This is a genomic window from Pseudomonas sp. OV226 (assembly GCF_003148705.1).
Classification (GTDB): Bacteria; Pseudomonadota; Gammaproteobacteria; order Pseudomonadales; family Pseudomonadaceae; genus Aquipseudomonas.
Genome location: NZ_QGGS01000008.1, coordinates 1 through 15,282 on the forward strand (window position 1 = coordinate 1; position 15,282 = coordinate 15,282).

Here is a 15,282-nt window from a genome sequence, read left to right on the forward strand (position 1 = left end):
ATTTTCAGAAGTTTTCAAAGTTTCGCTTGGAAATCTTTAACAACTTCAACCACTTGCGCTTCCGATCACTCGGTAGCGGGAGGCGAATTCTACAGCGTTACACGCTGCTGTCAACACCTCTTTTTCAACTCCTTTCGGACTTCGATGAACTGAAGCCACTCACTGCCGAAAACTGCGTAACTCTTTGTTTACCAAGGAGTTTCCCGTTTCGACTGCGCCGGAAGTGGGGCGAATTATAGACATCCTGAATCTGCCGTCAACACTTAATTACACCTTTCGTGCAGACGGTACCTTTTTAGCCACAAACCGCGGGATTCGCCGGGCAACTGCTGGCACACGCAGCACTAACAGCAACGCCCCTATCGAGGCGTATACCGTCCACTCCTTCAGATCAGCACGCACGATCCACAACATATGCAGCAACCCAAGCCCGAGAATCACATAGGCGAGCCGATGCAGCTTCTTCCAGCGTGCGCCCAAACGCCGCTGACTGTAACGATTAGAAGTCACCGCCAACGCCAGCAAACACAGAAACGCCAGCGTACCGACGATAATGTATGGCCGCTTGCGCAACTCAACACCCAGCTGCGACCAGTCAAATCCTAGAATGAACGCCGTATAGCCACTCAAATGCAGAACCACATAAGCAAAGCACCACAACCCCAACTGCCTTCGCACAGCCACCCACCCTGCCCACCCGGTGAGTTTTTGCAGGGGCGTCATACTGAGCGTAATGAGTAGCAAAACAAGCGTGCCCAACCCAAGCCGATCAACCAGAATTTTGCCTGGGTCCGGGCCCAACACATCCGTCCAGGCCTGATACAGCCAAAGCAGCGGCCACACCGCTGCCACTATAAAAACGCCAAGACGCCAAACCGGAAAACGCATCAGTAGTTCTTCCGCAAATCGAGCCCTGTATAAAGAGAGGCGACTTCATCCGCGTAGCCGTTGAACATCTGTGTGTCGCGCACATTGGGCTTGAACAAACCACTGGGCAAACGGCGCTCCCGCGCCTGAGTCCAACGCGGATGATCAACCGCAGGATTCACATTCGCGTAGAAACCATACTCATCCGCTGCAATGCTCTGCCATGTTGTTTTCGGCTGCTCGCTGACCAGACTGATACGCACAATGGATTTGATGCTTTTGAATCCATACTTCCAGGGCACCACCAAACGCAACGGCGCTCCATTCTGATTGGGCAACTCACGCCCATACATGCCGATCGCAAGAATCGCCAACGGGTTCATCGCCTCATCCAGACGCAACCCTTCTACATAGGGCCAGTCGATCAAGGCAAAGCCGGAACGCTGCCCCGGCATACTCTTGGGATCCTCGAGGGTTTCGAAGCGAATGTACTTCGCCTTGGAGGTTGGCTCCACTTGCTTGAGTAATGCCGAAATGGGAAAACCAATCCACGGAATGACCATCGACCAAGCCTCTACGCAGCGAAGACGGTAGATGCGCTCTTCCAACTGATAAGGCTTCATGAAGTCTTCAAGCGCATAGCGTCCAGGCTTGCCCACTTCGCCATCCACTACAACGCTCCACGGCTCGGTCTTCAGTGCGCCGGCATTGGCAGCCGGGTCACCTTTATCAGTGCCGAACTCGTAGAAGTTGTTGTAATGGGTCGCGTCCTTGAATGGCGTAATCGACTCATCCTTGACGTTGACCGCCCCCCATTTGGTAGAGGGAAGCTTTTCAGTAAACCAGGTAGGTGCCTTGCCAGGCTCGACGTCTGCATAACGAGCAACATCTTCGGCCGACGCCCAACGAGGCAGGCTGCTTATCGCCAAGCCCGCAACGGCAGCACCAAGAACTTTTCGACGGGATAGATAGAAGGCTTCAGATGTGACGTCCGACTCATGGCAGTCAGACGCTTTGGGGACTTTGATCAGCATGACAACTCCGCAGCTTTGGAGGACAGATGCACCCATAGACTGCGGAGTATGAGGGAAATTACATCACTCGGCGTTTTTGTGCCGACGAAGACGCAACAAGTACTGCACCGGACCGGAGGCCGCGTAAGCAAGGAAAACCAGCAGCAGGATGCGTGGTGGATCGCTGAATACCACAGCAAACACCAACACCACCGCCAGGATCGCCACAAAAGGCACGCGCCCTTTCAAGTCGAGCTCCTTGAAGCTGTTGTACTTGATATTGCTGACCATCAGCATACCGGCAGCCGCCACCATCAGCGCAACCAGGAAGGACATCTTGGAACCCTGGATGCCGTAGTCGCTGAACGCCCAGACAATCCCGGCAACCACACCCGCCGCCGCCGGACTGGCCAGACCGATGAAGTAGCGTTTATCCGCAGTGCCGACCTGGGTGTTGAAGCGCGCCAAACGCAAAGCCGCACCCGCCACATAGATGAAGGCAACCATCCAGCCGACCTTGCCCATATCACCCAAGGCCCAGCCAAACGCCAATAATGCCGGCGCGACGCCAAAGGCGACCATATCTGACAGCGAGTCGTACTCGGCACCAAATGCGCTCTGGGTATTGGTCATCCGGGCCACACGACCATCGAGACCATCAAGCACCATCGCGACAAAAATCGCAATCGCCGCAAAAGCAAAGTACTTGCTCGCATTGACCGAATCACCGGCGCTCAACGCGGCCTGGGCACTCATCGAGTTGATGATGGAATAAAACCCTGCGAACAGGTTCGCAGTGGTGAACAGGTTCGGCAGAAGATAGATACCACGATGCCGGACTTTACGGCCTTCAGCGTCATGCCCTTCTTCGATGTGCTCATCGATGGGCAGCAGGCTTTCGGCGTCAGAAGCCTGGTTTGGCTCTTCGGGGCGTTCGCTCATGGACATTACCTTGCAACAGGGTGGAAAGTTTTCGACAGGTGTCTGGGGCGACGGTTCGGCCACAAACGATGCAGCTTTATACCAGAACCGGCGAACTCAAACGAAAAAACGCGGCCTAGGCCGCGTTTTCCGTACAAGCGCGTGACTTAGTTTTTAGCTTTGTCGACGATCTTGTTGGCACCGATCCACGGCATCATGGAGCGCAGTTGCTCGCCGATGATCTCGATACCGTGAGCGGCGTTGTTACGACGCTTGGCGGTCATCGAAGGGTAGCCGGTTGCGCCTTCGCTGATGAACATTTTGGCGTATTCGCCATCCTGAATACGTTTCAGGGCGTTGCGCATGGCCTGACGGGATTCGGCGTTGATTACTTCCGGGCCGGTCACGTACTCGCCGTATTCGGCGTTGTTGGAGATCGAGTAGTTCATGTTGGCGATACCGCCTTCGTACATGAGGTCAACGATCAGCTTCAGTTCGTGCAGGCATTCGAAGTAGGCCATTTCCGGCGCATAGCCAGCTTCAACCAGGGTTTCGAAACCGGCTTTGACCAGTTCAACGGTACCGCCGCACAGAACGGCTTGTTCGCCGAACAGGTCGGTTTCAGTCTCGTCCTTGAAGGTGGTTTCGATGATGCCGGTACGACCACCACCAACGCCAGCAGCGTAGGACAGTGCAACGTTTTTGGCGTTGCCCGATGCGTCCTGGTAGATAGCGATCAGGTCAGGGATACCGCCGCCCTTCACGAACTCGGAACGTACGGTGTGGCCCGGAGCCTTCGGCGCGATCATGATCACGTCGAGGTCAGCGCGCGGAACAACCTGGTTGTAGTGAATCGCGAAGCCGTGGGAGAAGGCCAGGGTGGCGCCCTTCTTGATGTTCGGCTCGATTTCGTTCTTGTACAGGGCAGACTGGAACTCGTCCGGGGTCAGGATCATGACCAGGTCGGCGGCAGCAACAGCGGAAGCAACGTCAGTCACTTTCAGGCCGTGAGCTTCAGCTTTGGCAACGGTGGCCGAGCCTTTACGCAGACCAACAGTCACGTCAACGCCGGAATCTTTCAGGTTGCACGCTTGAGCGTGGCCCTGGGAGCCGTAACCGATGATGGCAACTTTCTTGCCCTGGATGATGGACAGGTCGCAGTCTTTTTCGTAATAAACTTTCATGAAATTCCCCTATATATCCAGGCCGTTCAGGCCATTCGCTAATTTGGTTTAGATGCTGAGTACTTTGTCGCCGCGAGCAATACCGGTCACGCCGCTACGGACGGTCTCCAGAATCGACGCAGTGCCGATGGACTGAATGAAGCTGTCGAGCTTGTCGCTGGTACCGGTCAATTGAACGGTATACACGCTGGCGCTGACATCGACGATCTGCCCACGGTAAATATCGGTAGTGCGCTTGATCTCGGCGCGCTGGGCGCCGGTGGCCTTGACCTTGACCAGCATCAGTTCGCGCTCGATGTGAGCACTTTCCGACAGGTCGACCAGTTTTACCACTTCGATCAGCTTGTTCAGGTTCTTGGTGATCTGCTCGATGACCTCATCGTGACCGACAGTGGTCAGCGTCAGACGCGACAGGGTCGGGTCTTCGGTTGGCGCCACGGTCAGACTTTCGATGTTGTAGTTGCGCTGCGAGAACAGGCCGACTACGCGAGACAAAGCGCCGGGTTCGTTTTCCAGAAGCAAGGAAATAATGTGCCGCATGATTAAGTACGCTCCGTCTTGCTCAACCACATATCGCGCATGGAGCCGTCTTTGATCTGCATCGGGTAGACGTGCTCGCTGGTGTCGACCGAAACATCGATCACCACCAGGCGATCTTTCATGGCAAACGCCTCTTCCATCTTCGACTTCAAATCTTTCGAATCGGTGATGCGCACGCCAATGTGGCCGTAAGCTTCTGCCAGTTTGACGAAGTCAGGCAACGATTCCATGTAGGAATGAGAATGACGGCTGCCATAGCTCATGTCCTGCCACTGGCGAACCATACCCAGCACACCGTTATTCAGGATCAGGATTTTTACCGGCAAACCATATTGCAGACAGGTCGACAGTTCCTGAATGTTCATCTGGATGCTGCCTTCGCCGGTGACACAGACGACATCGTCTTCCGGGAAGCTCAACTTAATGCCCATGGCTGCCGGAAAACCGAAGCCCATGGTGCCCAGGCCACCGGAGTTGATCCAGCGGTTCGGCTTGTTGAACTTGTAGTACTGCGCAGCAAACATCTGGTGCTGCCCTACATCCGAAGCGACATAGGCATCGCCATTGGTCACTTCGCACAGGGTTTCGATCACGGTCTGCGGCTTGATCACGCTGCCGTCGCCCTTGTCGTAAGGGAACAGGCCGCGATCACCACGCCACTCGTCAACTTGCTTCCACCAGCTGGCAACGGACTCCTTGTTCGGGGTCTCGCCGATTTCCTTGAGGATCGCGACCATTTCGGTCAGGACGCTCTCGACCGGACCAACGATAGGCACGTCAGCCTTGATGGTCTTGGAAATAGAAGCCGGGTCGATGTCGATGTGAATGATCTTGGCATTCGGGCAGAACTTGGCCGGGCCATTGATCACGCGGTCATCGAAACGAGCGCCGACCGCAAGGATCACGTCGGCATGGTGCATCGCCAGGTTGGCGGTGTAGCTGCCGTGCATACCGAGCATGCCGATGAACTGACGGTCGGTGCCAGGGTAGGCACCCAGACCCATCAGGGTATTGGTCACTGGCAGGTTGAGCATCTTCGCCAATTCGGTCAGCGGCGCGGAGCCACCACCGAGAATCACGCCGCCGCCTGCGTACATCACAGGACGCTTGGCCGCCAGGAGCATTTCTGCCGCCTTGCGGATTTGCCCAGAGTGACCACGAACGGCCGGGCTGTAGGAACGCAGCTTGGCTTTTTTCGGGAATACGTATTCGTACTTCTCGGCCGGGTTGGTCATGTCTTTCGGGATATCGACAACGACCGGACCAGGACGACCGGATTGCGCCAGGTAGAAGGCCTTCTTCATGACTTCCGGAATTTCCGACGCGTGCTTGATCATGAAGCTGTGCTTCACGATCGGCCGGGAGATACCGATCATGTCGGTTTCCTGGAACGCATCGGTACCCACCATGGTGCTAGGCACCTGGCCGGAAATAACCACCATCGGAATGGAGTCCATATAAGCCGTGGCGATACCGGTGATGGCATTGGTTGCGCCAGGACCGGAAGTCACCAGTACCACGCCGGCTTTACCGGTGGCACGGGCATAGCCGTCAGCCATATGGGTAGCCGCTTGTTCGTGACGAACCAGGATGTGGGTCACTTCCGGTTCTTTGAACAGGGCATCGTAGACATGAAGAAGAGCACCACCCGGGTACCCGTAGATATATTTGACGCCTTCGTCACGCAAGAAGCGGACGAGCATCTCACCGCCAGATAAAAGCTCCACGTTGTTCACCTCTAAAACGCCAGAATACCGCCCACATAAACAGGGACGGGTCTTAATAGGTTTACTTCTCAGCAGAGCATGAGCGACGGTGGTCGCCGACTACGTCAGCACTGACTGAGCAAGTATTGGGATCGTCCCAAGTGTTGCGGGCTTTTCCCACCCAGCGCGAGGTAACGCGTTGCGGGTGTAACAGGTCGGCGCGGATGTGCGCCTCATGATCTGCCGAGTGGGTCTGCTTCTGGCAGTCCCTCTACAGCGGACTTTGGATTCTTCTGTTTCGTCCCCTGCAAGTCAAGTCGTGTATGTGCTTTATTGAAGTAAGCACATGAGAAAGCAAGAAAAAATCGCTAAACAGCCACTGTGTTAGCTTGGATTGCGCAACTAATGACAAGGAAATGGCATGCGAACGACATTCTTCATGGTCTGCCTGCTGATCAGCCCTTTATGCATGGCGGGTCAGATCTACAAATGGGTCGATGCCCAAGGCGTAACGCACTTTGATTCACAACCGCCCCAAGGACAGGAGGCCACCACCGTGCTGCCGCCCTCCTCTTCTGCCAGCAATCCGCAGACGCTGCCACGCAGCAACGCCATAGGCGATCAACAGGTCATCGACAACAACGTAAAAAAGCAGGTCGCCGAGCAGCAAGCTCAGTTGAAGACATTTTGCATGCAGGCGCGAACGAATCTGGCGCAACTGCAGAACAATCCGCGACTTCGGGAAGATGTGGACGGCGAGATGCGCCGCCTGACCGATCAACAACGTCAGGAGCGCATCAGCGAAACACAGAAACAGATTACGGATAACTGCCAGTAAGTACCTGTAGGAGCAGAGCTTGCTCGCGATGAGGGCGAAACACCCAACCGGCCTGTTGAATGTTGCACCGCTATCGTCGGAACGCCGCCCGGAGCAAGCTCGGCTCCTACAGAGATCGGTGTTAGCGGGAGGCGGTGATCAGTAGATCGAACTCTTTGAGCAGCACTTGTAGCTGCCGGTCCTTGCCCTGGACATTGCGCCCGGCGAAGACCATTTCGGCCATCTCCTGAATGCCCGAAGCGTTAGGCAGCGGCAAATCCTGTTCGAGGATGATCTTCATGCGAGGCAAGAAAATCCATTGCAGCCACTGTTCAAAATCCAGCGTATCGACCGAAAACGGCTCGACACTGGCAAGCGCTTCAGCGGAGGGTGGGACTTCATCCCACCACCCCTGCACCCGCAATTCACGCTCGATCAGCAGCAACTGCTCGGCAATCTTCGGAAAGCGGGCATCCATCACAGCGAAACCTTGGCCTTCTGGCGGGCCAGCGTAGCGCCGCTGGAATCACCCTGTTTCTCGCGTGCCTGGGCGATCAATTCCCACAGGCTGGCCTGAAGATCCGGACGACCATTGGCGAACGTCAGCCCACGACGAGCGAATTGTTCAGCCTGCGCGGCATCACCTTGAGCCATGCGCACCTGAGCAAGGCGATAAAGCACTTGTGGCTCACGCGGCGCGACACGCTGGGCGCGCTCGAGACTGGACGAAGCACCGTTGAGGTCGCCGCTGGCCTGTTGCTGCTGAGCCGTGGTCAACAGCGCGAGCACCGGGCCATCCAGTTGCTCATCGGCCGACAGGCCACCGGCGCTGGCCGAAGGAATCCCGCTCGGTGTCGACGGCATGCTGTAGCTGCCCTGATTGATCGGTGCCGACTGGACCGGCGACGTATCGATCGGCCCCGGAGTAATCGGGCCTGGGGTGATCGGCGAGGTACTGATCGGGGCCGAAGTGACGGCGCCGCCACCCGGGACCATCACCACCACACCGGTGTCGCCCTGCGGAATCGCCTGGGTTTGGGTCTGGGCTTGCACAGGACGCTTCACTGTCGTCTTGCGGAAACCGCCATTCGCCGAGATCCGCTCGCTGTTGGACACAGCCGTACCGGAATCCTCAACCGGAATCGAACCGCGTTGTACGGTGGAGCAACCGCTGAGCAATGCCACGGCGGCAACCGCTGGTATCAACCACTTGTTCACGTGAATCCCTCTTTGCTTAATTCATCCAGCCCTTGACCCAATCCATCACCGTTTCGCCGGAAGCAGGGCCTTCGCCACCGCAAGCTGCACCGGGAGGTGGTTCGCTGCCGCGAATATACGGCATCTGCACGGCGCCCGGGCAGTTGGCATCGGAGCCTTGTCCGGTATGCGAATCGACCCACGCCTGAACAACGTTATCCGGCTGCGGCATGTCCAGTGGCAATGGATCGGCTTTACGCATGAAGCTGGTCCAGACCTGCAAGGCACCGGTAGCACCGGTGAACGGCGTCTTGCCGTTGTCATCACGACCCAGCCAGACCACCGCCAGCAGGTCCTGACTGAAACCTGCGAACCAACTGTCCCGCGAGTCGTTACTGGTACCGGTCTTGCCGGCCAGGGTCAGGGTCTTTGGCAACACGTTATAAACCGAACTGCCGGTACCTTCACGCATGACTCGCTGCATGGCGCTCTGGATCAGGTAGATAGAAGCCGGATCAAAACGCTGTTCGATCTGGAACGGATAGCGCTTGAGCGGTTCGCCTTCGGCGGTCAATACGCTGCGAATCCCGCGCATCGGCGTGTTGAAACCACCATTGGCCAGCGTCTGGTACATGGTCGCCACTTCAATTGGCGTCATGCCACCGGCCCCCAGCAACATCGACGGGAATGCCGGGAACTCGCGAGTTACCCCCAGGCGCGCCAGGGTCTTGAGGACATTCGGTACACCCACTGCCAATCCGAGACGCGCAGTCGACAGGTTGTAGGAATGCGCCAGCCCCTGATACAGGAACACTGTACCGTGGGAACGGCGATCATAGTTCTGCGGTTTCCAGACCTGACCGTCCGCGCCCTTGACCGAGAAGGATTCGTCCGACAGCCAACTGGTCAGCGTGTACTGGGTAGGCTTCTCAAGCGCCGTCAGATAAACCGCCGGTTTGATCAATGAGCCGATGGGGCGCACCGCATCCAGCGCACGGTTGAAGCCTGCAAAACTGGCCTGGCGGCTGCCGATCATGGCCTGGACTTCACCGGTTTCCGGGTTGGTCACGACCATGGCCGCTTCGACGTCATCGGAACCCTTGCGACCGGACAGTCGCTTGAAGGTGTCGTTGACGGAAGCTTCGGCTTTCATCTGCAGAATCGGGTCGAAACTGGTGAAGATCCGCAGGCCTTCTTCGGTCAAGTCTTCGTCGCGGTAGTCTTCGCGCAACTGGCGCTTGACCAGGTCGATAAAGCCCGGGAACGAGCTGTCGGCCAGCTTGCCGCGTGTCGTTACACCCAGCGGCATTTTTTTTGCAGCTTCGACCTGCTCGGCGGTGGCGACGCCTTGTTCCTGGAGGACATCGAGCACCAGATTGCGCCGCTCAAGCGCTCGCTCAGGATTGCGACGCGGGTTGTAATAGGACGGCCCCTTGACCATCCCCACCAGCAAGGCAACTTGATGCAGTTTCAATTCGGACAACGGCTGCCCGAAGAAGAACTGACTGGCCAGACCGAAACCGTGCACCGCGCGCTGGCCGTCCTGACCGACGAACACTTCATTGAGGTAAGCCTCAAGAATCTCCGGTTTGTCGTAATGCAGCTCAAGCAACATCGCCATCATGGCTTCGGTGAGTTTACGGGTCAGGCTGCGCTCACTGGTCAGATAGAAGTTCTTGACCAACTGTTGCGTCAGCGTACTGCCGCCCTGGGTCATCTTGCCGCCAGACGTGTTGACCCAGACAGCGCGTGCAATCGACTTGGGTGACACGCCCCAGTGGCTATAGAAATCCCGGTCTTCCACGGCGACCAAGGTCTCCAGCAGATACGGCGGGACCTGATCAATCTTGATCAGGATGCGGTCTTCCAGATTTTTCGGGTAAATACCGCCGATCATCAGCGGTTCAAGGCGCACCACGGAAAGCTTCGAACCGTTGGTCGCCGAGAGTTCAGCAACATAGTCGCCGGAGAAACGCACGCGCACGGGCTGAGGTTTCTCCAGGCCTTCATAGAACTGGAAGCCACGGGTGTTCAGATCGACGGTATTGCCGTTGACCGACGCCGCACCAGGGCCATTGCTCACGCTTTCGCGCCGGTAGCCCAAGGCGTCGAGTTCGGTGAGAAAGTCTTCCTTACTCAGCTTCTGGCCAGTGAACAGCTCCAGCGGGCGTGCATACACCTTGGCCGGAATGGTCCAGCGTTTGCCGGAGAACTTTTCCTGGACGATAGCGTCGAGGTAAACCGCAAATCCGGCGAGCACCACAAGGCCGACCAGACTGAGTTTAAGGGCCCAGCCCAGCCACGGGTGCAGGCCCCGGGAAGGTGGTTTTTTTGGAGTGCGGGGGGATCGAGTACGAGTCATGGCGGCGGATTATACGCACTTTATTAATACTCAACAGGAGCCCTCCGAGGTTTGCGTCAGGCGGACTTGCGGCCATAATGGCGGCCTTGAATTTTTCCCAGACTCTGAAGGATCGCCTGTGAGCCAGTCCCTGATTGCTGCCCTGCAAAACCCGGCCCTCTACCCGCACCCGGTAGACGGTTTCCAGGTCATCGAGACCCATATTTCCTGGGTCATCCTCACAGGCCCCTTTGCTTATAAAGTGAAGAAACCCGTGAATTTCGGTTTCCTCGACTTCACCAGCCTGGATGCACGTGAGCATTTCTGCGGTGAAGAACTGCGCCTCAACCAGCGCCTGACCGACGACTTGTACCTGCAAGTGTTGCCGATCACCGGCAGCGCCGAAGCACCGCAGTTCGGTGGCGACGGCCCTGTAGTCGATTTCGCGCTGAAAATGCGTCAGTTCCCACAGAGCCAATTGCTCAGCACCCTGCAGGCCAATGGCGAACTGACTACCGCCCACATCGACGAGATGGCCGCGCAGATTGCTCATTTCCACCTCAACGCACCGAAAGTGCCTGCCGAACACGAAGCCGGCACCCCCGACAGCGTTATGGCACCCGTACGCCAGAACTTTGAACAGATCCGTCCATTCCTCAGCGACAAGGCCGACCTGGTACAACTGGACGCCCTGCAAGCCTGGGCCGAAAGCAGCTTCGAACGCCTAAAGCCGCTGTTCGCCCAGCGCAAGGCCGAAGGTTTCATTCGTGAATGCCACGGTGATATCCACCTCGGCAACGCGACAGTAATCGATGGCAAGGTCGTGATCTTCGACTGCATCGAGTTCAACGAACCGTTCCGCTTCACCGACGTTTATGCCGACACCGGCTTCCTGGCGATGGACCTGGAAGACCGTGGCTTGAAATGCCTCGCGCGCCGTTTCGTCAGCCAGTACCTGGAGCTGACCGGCGACTACCAGGGCCTTGAGCTGCTGAACTTCTATAAAGCCTATCGCGCACTGGTTCGCGCCAAGGTGAGCCTGTTCAGCATGCCGGCCGAAGCCGACCCGGTACAACGCGCCACGACCCTGCGCCAATACCGCAACTACGCCAACCTCGCGGAAAGCTATAGCACCATTCCCTCGCGTTTCATGGCCATCACCCACGGCGTGTCCGCTGTCGGCAAGAGCCACGTAGCAATGCGCCTGGTAGAAGCGTTGGGCGCCATTCGTCTTCGCTCGGATGTAGAGCGCAAGCGTCTGTTCGGCGAACAAACCGTCGCGAATGACCCGCAGGCCGGCATTTATAGCGCCGACGCCAGCGCCACCACCTACAGCCGTCTTCACGAGATTGCTGCGGTCATCCTGCGCGCCGGTTTTCCGGTGGTGATCGATGCCACTTACCTCAAGCACGACCAGCGCGAAAACGCGGCAAAAGTCGCCGAAGCCACTGGCGCTCCGTTCCTGATCCTTGATTGCCATGCACCGCAAGCCGTGATCGAGAGTTGGTTGGCCCTGCGCCAGGCAGACAAAAAGGATCCGTCTGACGCCAACCTGACCGTTATCGCAGCCCAGCAAGCCAATCGCGAACCGCTGACGCCAGCAGAGATTCTGTACAGCAAACGCGTTCAGACCAATGAAAGCGGGACGCTCGACACGGTCGTCGCGCAAATTCGTCAACGCATGCCAGGTCTGTAAAAACTATTTCAGCCGTGAGGCCTCCGCTGGCTTCACGGCTGCCAAATAGTGGCACTATACTGGCGTCATAAAACCATCAGGTGATGCGACATGAGCCAGCCCAAACTTCTCGACACCCCGCTGTATGCCTTGCTGCACAAAGATGACATCGCAGGCTTCAACGCCGAACGCGCCAACTACGGAACTGTCGACATGGTCGGTGGCGATTTCCGAGGCCTGGACTTGCGCGAGCTGAACGCTGATGGTGTCGACTTCACCGATGCCTATTTTCGCTCCGCCGATTTGCGCGGCATCGATTTTCGCAACGCCTCACTGGAAGGTGCCAGCCTGGCACATGCTCAAATCTCCGGTGCCTATTTCCCGCCAGAGCTGAGTGCAGACGAGATTCTTATGTCGATGAACTTCGGCACTCGCCTGCGTTATCGCACCCGCTAAAAACGACGCTCTACCCAACAAATCCAGCGCCCCCGCTTTGCGCTGGATGCCGTGTGGACTGCCCCAGGTTCGACTTCCGACACCCGCCCCCACTGCATTCGCAATGCTTTTCACTCAATGACTGGTGTCTTCCTCTTAGAAGCTTTTGCGTCGAAAACGACCAAACAATCACGCTTTTCCTACTGATGGCTACACTCCTGATAGGCTCGCCCACGCACCGTTCGGCCGTCGCAAGGAGGCTTGATGAATGATGAACTGCAACACCTGAAGAATCTTGGCAAGACGTCAGCACAGTGGCTGCATGCCGTGGGCATCCACAGTGCGTCGGACTTGCGTCGCCTCGGGGCGGTGGATGCTTATCGGGCCGTGCGTACGCGCGGTTTTCGGGCGTCCAAGGTGTTGTTGTATGCGATCGAAGGCGCACTGATGGACGTGCATTGGAATGACATTCCCGCCGAGCGCAAAGAAGCCTTGAACAAACAGCTAGAGGCGATTTCCTCGCGCCACAAGGCTTGAAATCATTGGCTTTGAACCGAATTGACGAGGCATCTCAAAGAAACTGAAAAACAGCGGTTGACATGGTAATGAGAATCGCTATGATTACCACCAACTGGTCGCGAGACTGGTCGATATTTGAACAGCCCTTGGTTCGGACTCTCAGATATCTCCTCATCAGGCTAATCACGGTTATTTGACCCGGCTCTTGCCGGGTCTTTTTTTGCCTGTGAAAAACCGGCACCAGAGGCATGTTCAACCCGATATATTTTTCAGCGGGCGATGATCAACGGATGCCCGCGCTCCGGGTGCTGCTGCACCAACACTTCCAGCCCGAACACTGCTTTGAGCGACTCAGGCTTCAGGACGTGCTGCGGCGTATCCAGCGCAACCGGGCGCCCGCCTTCAAGCAGCAACAGACGATCACAGTAACGCGCCGCCAGATTCAGATCATGCAGGATGACCAGCACCGCCGCGCCGTGATCGGCAAACTCGCGCACCGCTTGTAAGGTGGTGTGTTGATGCAGCGGGTCGAGCATCGATGTCGGCTCATCGAGCAGCAGCGTCTGGCCCGCCTCGCCCGGCCAGAGCTGCGCCAGCACCCGCGCCAGATGCACGCGCTGACGCTCGCCGCCGGACAAGGCCAGATAGCTGCGACCACTCAGGTGCCCGGCATCAGCGGCGCGCAGGGCGCAGGCAACGATCTCGTCATCGCGCACTCGACCGCTTTGATGGGGCAAACGCCCCATACCCACGACTTCTTCAACACGAAAGGCAAAGTCCAGCGTCGACACCTGCGGCAGTACCGCCAGCCGCTGTGCGCGCAGCGGTGCGGCCCAGTGATTCAATTCGCGATCATCGAGCCAGACACTGCCTTGGTCGGCGTGCAACTCCCCGCACAAGGCACCGAGCAAGGTACTTTTGCCGGCGCCATTAGGGCCGAGCACACCAAGCACTTCACCTGGCCGAAGTTCGAGCGTGATGTCCGCCAGTACAGTCTTGCTGCCCCGACGGATTTGCAGGTTTTGCGTGCGCAACATCAGGCGCGACTCCGGAGCAGTAAAAACAGAAAAAACGGCGCACCGATAAAGGCCGTGACGATACCGATCGGCAATTCGGCGGGCGCCAACGCCAGGCGCGCCACCAGATCGGCGAACAGCAGAAGACTGGCACCGGCGAGCACCGAGGCAGGCAGCAACACCCGATGATCAGGACCGGCCAGCAAGCGCACGAGGTGCGGCACCACCAGGCCGACAAACCCGATCATCCCCGCCGCCGCCACCGCCGCGCCGACACCCAAGGCGGTACAGAACACCAATTCGCGCTTGAGCCCTTCAACGTTGATGCCCAAATGGCCGGCTTCCGACTCCCCCAGCAACAATGCATTCAAGGCTTTGGCTCGACGCGGCAGCCAGAGCGCCACGCCCGTGCTCACCAGCAGCAATGGCCAGAGACGCGCGTAACTGGCGCCGTTAAGGCTGCCCAGATTCCAGAACGTCAGCGTACGCAGGGTCGCGTCGTCCGCCAGGTAGGTGAACAACCCCACCGCCGAGCCCGCCAGAGCGGTCAAGGCGATACCGGCCAGCAACATGGTTGCGACGTTGGTCTGACCGTTGCGTCGACCGAGCCGATACACCAGTGCTGTCACACCCAACCCACCGAGAAACGCACACACCGACAACAGGTAAGGCCCGAACGACTCAGGCAGGCCGCCAAACATCGACCCGCCCACAATCGCGATGGCCGCACCCAATGCGGCGCCGCTGGACACCCCCACCAATCCCGGATCGGCCAACGGGTTACGAAACAGGCCCTGCATGGCCACACCGGAGAGCGCCAGCACGCCCCCCACCGCCAACCCCAGCAAGGTTCGCGGCAGACGGATCTGCCCCACGATCAATTCGGCTTGCTCAAGGCCTTGCGGTGCAATCGGCAATCCGGCCAGGCGCAGCACTGCGTGCGCGGTATCGAGCAACGGCAAGCTGACCGGACCCAGCGCCAATGACAGCCAGATCGCCAGCAAACACAAAAGGCTCAGGCCAATGAACAACGCACGAGGTTTAATCAGGA

15 protein-coding genes are annotated in these 15,282 nt (G+C 57.8%); 4 read left to right on the forward strand and 11 right to left on the reverse strand.

Going from position 1 to position 15,282, the window contains the following annotated elements:
* Window positions 1-267: 267 nt before the first annotated feature.
* The 6 genes from msrQ to C7534_RS15145 form a co-directional block, all read right to left on the reverse strand.
* On the reverse strand, window positions 268-888 hold the full coding sequence (msrQ, locus tag C7534_RS15120; RefSeq protein WP_109786262.1) for a protein-methionine-sulfoxide reductase heme-binding subunit MsrQ: 621 nt from the start codon (window positions 886-888) through the stop codon (window positions 268-270).
* A complete protein-coding gene (msrP, locus tag C7534_RS15125) occupies window positions 888-1,901 on the reverse strand; it encodes a protein-methionine-sulfoxide reductase catalytic subunit MsrP (RefSeq protein WP_109786263.1) in 1,014 nt (337 codons plus the stop codon). Before msrP ends, msrQ begins: the two co-directional genes overlap by 1 nt.
* A gap of 63 nt (window positions 1,902-1,964) precedes the next feature.
* Window positions 1,965-2,822 (reverse strand): CDP-diacylglycerol--serine O-phosphatidyltransferase, encoded by an 858-nt coding sequence (gene pssA, locus C7534_RS15130; protein ID WP_007948646.1) that lies wholly within the window; start codon window positions 2,820-2,822, stop codon window positions 1,965-1,967.
* A 146-nt stretch (window positions 2,823-2,968) separates the two neighbouring features.
* Window positions 2,969-3,985, reverse strand: a complete 1,017-nt coding sequence (ilvC, locus tag C7534_RS15135; RefSeq protein ID WP_007948647.1) for a ketol-acid reductoisomerase — start codon at window positions 3,983-3,985, stop codon at window positions 2,969-2,971.
* Window positions 3,986-4,033: 48 nt separating this feature from the next.
* Window positions 4,034-4,525: an acetolactate synthase small subunit gene (gene ilvN / locus C7534_RS15140; protein ID WP_003176102.1), complete on the reverse strand. Its 492-nt coding sequence runs from the start codon at window positions 4,523-4,525 to the stop codon at window positions 4,034-4,036.
* Window positions 4,526-4,527: 2 nt separating this feature from the next.
* Window positions 4,528-6,252 carry an acetolactate synthase 3 large subunit gene (locus tag C7534_RS15145; RefSeq protein ID WP_109786360.1) on the reverse strand — a complete coding sequence of 575 codons (1,725 nt, stop codon included), beginning with the start codon at window positions 6,250-6,252 and terminating at the stop codon, window positions 4,528-4,530.
* Between the two features lie 400 nt (window positions 6,253-6,652).
* Here C7534_RS15145 and C7534_RS15150 point away from each other — a divergent pair, with 400 nt between their 5' ends.
* Window positions 6,653-7,069, forward strand: a complete 417-nt coding sequence (locus C7534_RS15150; protein WP_109786264.1) for a DUF4124 domain-containing protein — start codon at window positions 6,653-6,655, stop codon at window positions 7,067-7,069.
* A gap of 121 nt (window positions 7,070-7,190) precedes the next feature.
* Here C7534_RS15150 and C7534_RS15155 read toward each other — a convergent pair whose 3' ends face one another.
* Genes C7534_RS15155 through mrcB form a run of 3 tightly spaced genes read right to left on the reverse strand, consistent with a single transcriptional unit; the run spans window position 7,191 to window position 10,607 of the window.
* Complete coding sequence (locus C7534_RS15155) at window positions 7,191-7,526, reverse strand: YqcC family protein (RefSeq protein WP_046028462.1); 336 nt, start codon at window positions 7,524-7,526, stop codon at window positions 7,191-7,193.
* Complete coding sequence (locus C7534_RS15160; RefSeq protein ID WP_046028464.1) at window positions 7,526-8,266, reverse strand: tetratricopeptide repeat protein; 741 nt, start codon at window positions 8,264-8,266, stop codon at window positions 7,526-7,528. The genes C7534_RS15155 and C7534_RS15160 overlap by 1 nt, the downstream gene beginning before the upstream one ends.
* Window positions 8,267-8,282: 16 nt before the next feature.
* A complete protein-coding gene (gene mrcB, locus C7534_RS15165; RefSeq protein ID WP_109786265.1) occupies window positions 8,283-10,607 on the reverse strand; it encodes a penicillin-binding protein 1B in 2,325 nt (774 codons plus the stop codon).
* 118 nt (window positions 10,608-10,725) lie between these two features.
* On the opposite strand from mrcB, the gene C7534_RS15170 reads away from it, so the two are divergent.
* The 3 genes from C7534_RS15170 (at window position 10,726) to C7534_RS15180 (ending at window position 13,233) form a co-directional block, all read left to right on the forward strand.
* A complete protein-coding gene (locus C7534_RS15170; RefSeq protein WP_109786266.1) occupies window positions 10,726-12,282 on the forward strand; it encodes a bifunctional aminoglycoside phosphotransferase/ATP-binding protein in 1,557 nt (518 codons plus the stop codon).
* A 90-nt stretch (window positions 12,283-12,372) separates the two neighbouring features.
* A complete protein-coding gene (locus C7534_RS15175) occupies window positions 12,373-12,717 on the forward strand; it encodes a pentapeptide repeat-containing protein (RefSeq protein WP_046028469.1) in 345 nt (114 codons plus the stop codon).
* A gap of 243 nt (window positions 12,718-12,960) precedes the next feature.
* A complete protein-coding gene (locus tag C7534_RS15180) occupies window positions 12,961-13,233 on the forward strand; it encodes a TfoX/Sxy family protein (protein ID WP_007948654.1) in 273 nt (90 codons plus the stop codon).
* Window positions 13,234-13,484: 251 nt separating this feature from the next.
* Here C7534_RS15180 and C7534_RS15185 read toward each other — a convergent pair whose 3' ends face one another.
* Both C7534_RS15185 and C7534_RS15190 read right to left on the reverse strand, forming a co-directional pair.
* Window positions 13,485-14,252 carry a heme ABC transporter ATP-binding protein gene (locus C7534_RS15185; RefSeq protein WP_109786267.1) on the reverse strand — a complete coding sequence of 256 codons (768 nt, stop codon included), beginning with the start codon at window positions 14,250-14,252 and terminating at the stop codon, window positions 13,485-13,487.
* Complete coding sequence (locus tag C7534_RS15190; protein ID WP_175649034.1) at window positions 14,252-15,235, reverse strand: FecCD family ABC transporter permease; 984 nt, start codon at window positions 15,233-15,235, stop codon at window positions 14,252-14,254. The genes C7534_RS15185 and C7534_RS15190 overlap by 1 nt, the downstream gene beginning before the upstream one ends.
* Window positions 15,236-15,282 lie beyond the last annotated feature (47 nt).

Excerpts from the sequence above, each read along its gene's own strand:
- C7534_RS15185 (WP_109786267.1), bottom strand. The coding sequence starts at position 14,252 with ATGTTGCGCACGCAAAACCTGCAAATCCGTCGGGGCAGCAAGACTGTA.
- C7534_RS15155 (WP_046028462.1), bottom strand. The coding sequence starts at position 7,526 with ATGGATGCCCGCTTTCCGAAGATTGCCGAGCAGTTGCTGCTGATCGAG.
- ilvN (WP_003176102.1), bottom strand. The coding sequence starts at position 4,525 with ATGCGGCACATTATTTCCTTGCTTCTGGAAAACGAACCCGGCGCTTTG.
- C7534_RS15180 (WP_007948654.1), top strand. The coding sequence starts at position 12,961 with ATGAATGATGAACTGCAACACCTGAAGAATCTTGGCAAGACGTCAGCA.
- msrP (WP_109786263.1), bottom strand. The coding sequence starts at position 1,901 with ATGCTGATCAAAGTCCCCAAAGCGTCTGACTGCCATGAGTCGGACGTC.
- ilvC (WP_007948647.1), bottom strand. The coding sequence starts at position 3,985 with ATGAAAGTTTATTACGAAAAAGACTGCGACCTGTCCATCATCCAGGGC.
- msrQ (WP_109786262.1), bottom strand. The coding sequence starts at position 888 with ATGCGTTTTCCGGTTTGGCGTCTTGGCGTTTTTATAGTGGCAGCGGTG.
- pssA (WP_007948646.1), bottom strand. The coding sequence starts at position 2,822 with ATGAGCGAACGCCCCGAAGAGCCAAACCAGGCTTCTGACGCCGAAAGC.
- C7534_RS15175 (WP_046028469.1), top strand. The coding sequence starts at position 12,373 with ATGAGCCAGCCCAAACTTCTCGACACCCCGCTGTATGCCTTGCTGCAC.
- C7534_RS15150 (WP_109786264.1), top strand. The coding sequence starts at position 6,653 with ATGCGAACGACATTCTTCATGGTCTGCCTGCTGATCAGCCCTTTATGC.
- mrcB (WP_109786265.1), bottom strand. The coding sequence starts at position 10,607 with ATGACTCGTACTCGATCCCCCCGCACTCCAAAAAAACCACCTTCCCGG.